Below are 650 nucleotides of genomic sequence, written 5' to 3' on the forward strand. Positions count from 1 at the left end.
GCAATGCCCACAGAATATGAAAGCCGTTCATCTCTTAGTAACGCACCAAATCTGTACCATTTCGAGCCTGTTAGCGTTAAAAACGCCGCGACTCTTGCAGAGGAAACGGAACTGCGCGAGGGCGAAACCTACTTGTTTTCCACGTCATGTAAGCCGGGCACAACAGTATTTGCCGGTGTGCATAACTATGACCGGCATTCCTCCATGCCAACGGGATACAAAATTGAGGAAGCGAACGGTATTGCCGCTTCTTCGGACGGCCTGCTAGGCGAGATGGGCCGAGCCACCGAAGCTACCCAAAGTTTCACGCTGCATATGACAGCGGACAGAACACTAAATCAAAACCTGTTTGTTGGTTGCGCCGATATTGACGCATACCTGCGCGGCACAGAGAAAATTGTGGGCCCATCTGGCCTTGTGATTCAGGCAGAAAAGGTAACGGCTACTTTTGCGCAGCCAGTTTCTGGGGAATTCGTCTTGGCTACCCCGGCGGTTGATGGGTGGTCTTGTTCCGCTGATAACAAGCCGATTCCGGTGTCTAGTCGAGCTGGTTTACTATCTGCAGCCGTTTCAGATGCTACGACCATTCAATGCGGCTTCACTCTCCCGCTCTTCAAGGCTGGGATCGGTATAGCAACCCTAGCTCTCCT

General features: G+C 52.2%; 1 protein-coding gene. It reads left to right on the plus strand.

From position 1 onward, the window contains the following. Nucleotides 1-650, plus strand: a 650-nt coding sequence (locus HMPREF1627_RS00925; RefSeq protein WP_034500371.1) for a hypothetical protein, incomplete at both ends; no start/stop codon positions are given.

This window comes from Actinomyces sp. S6-Spd3 (assembly GCF_000758755.1).
Taxonomy (GTDB): domain Bacteria; phylum Actinomycetota; class Actinomycetes; order Actinomycetales; family Actinomycetaceae; genus Pauljensenia.